This window comes from Corynebacterium sp. HMSC078H07, assembly GCF_001812805.1.
GTDB lineage: Bacteria > Actinomycetota > Actinomycetes > Mycobacteriales > Mycobacteriaceae > Corynebacterium.
This window is the reverse complement of sequence record NZ_KV810487.1, coordinates 1-898: the sequence shown is the minus strand read 5'-3', so window position 1 is coordinate 898 and position 898 is coordinate 1. Positions and strand designations below refer to the sequence as shown.

At 55.8% G+C, this 898-nt stretch carries 2 pseudogenes; both read left to right on the top strand.

Annotated elements, in window-relative coordinates:
• Nucleotides 1-456: pseudogene (locus HMPREF2875_RS13995) on the top strand (transposase); the annotation flags it as partial.
• A gap of 45 nt (nucleotides 457-501) precedes the next feature.
• Nucleotides 502-898, top strand: a pseudogene (locus HMPREF2875_RS13990) (transposase); the annotation flags it as partial.

Genomic DNA, 898 nt, shown 5'->3' with positions numbered 1-898 from the left:
GCGTGTTTCAACGAGTTAGGTCTTGCTGCAGCAAGCGGTGATGATCCGGTGTTTCGCGATCTGGTGCGTGCCCGGATCATCCATCCCGGCTCAAAGCTGGATTCCATCGAGACTCTTGCCGAGGTTGGCATCACCAGCGCAAGCTATCGCACCATCCAGAGGCGTCTTTCCTCCTTCGCTACCGAATCGTTCGGGGAGATACTAACCCAAGCGTTGGCCCATCATGCAGGTATCGGGCCAGGCGCATTCATCTTGTACGACGTGACCACCTTGTACTTTGAAACCGATACTCCTGATGAGCTTCGCAAACCCGGGTTTTCCAAAGAGCGCCGCCTCGAGCCGCAAATCCTTGTCGGGCTGCTTACTGATGCCACTGGGTTTCCATTGCATGTGGGCGCGTTTGCTGGCAACTCGGCAGAAACCCACACGATGCTGCCGATGATCACAGGGTTCTAAGAGGCTTACCAACTCGATGAAGTCACCGTCGTTGCTGATGCGGGCATGTTTTCAGCGGCGAACAAACAAGCATTGATAGATGCAGGGCTGCACTACATTTTGTCGGTGAAAACCCCCACCGTGCCTGAGGTGATCGAAACCTGGCGGCGGGACAACCCCGGTGAAGACTACGCCCACGGCCAGATCTGGACACAAGCCTCGGCAAGCGATGGGCGCAAACACACAACCCCGAATTCGGTGACGCATTACCAGTACTCTCACGACCGGGCTAGGCGCAGCCTGCGCGGAATCAAAGAGCAAGTCGAAAAAGCCAAACGCGCTGTTGACGGCGATATCGCAATCAAGCGTAACCGCTATATCGATCTTTCTGCCCCGAACAAGAAGGTCAACTACGCTCTTGCTGCCAAGCACCGAGCCCTAGCCGGGATCAAAGGCTATGAAA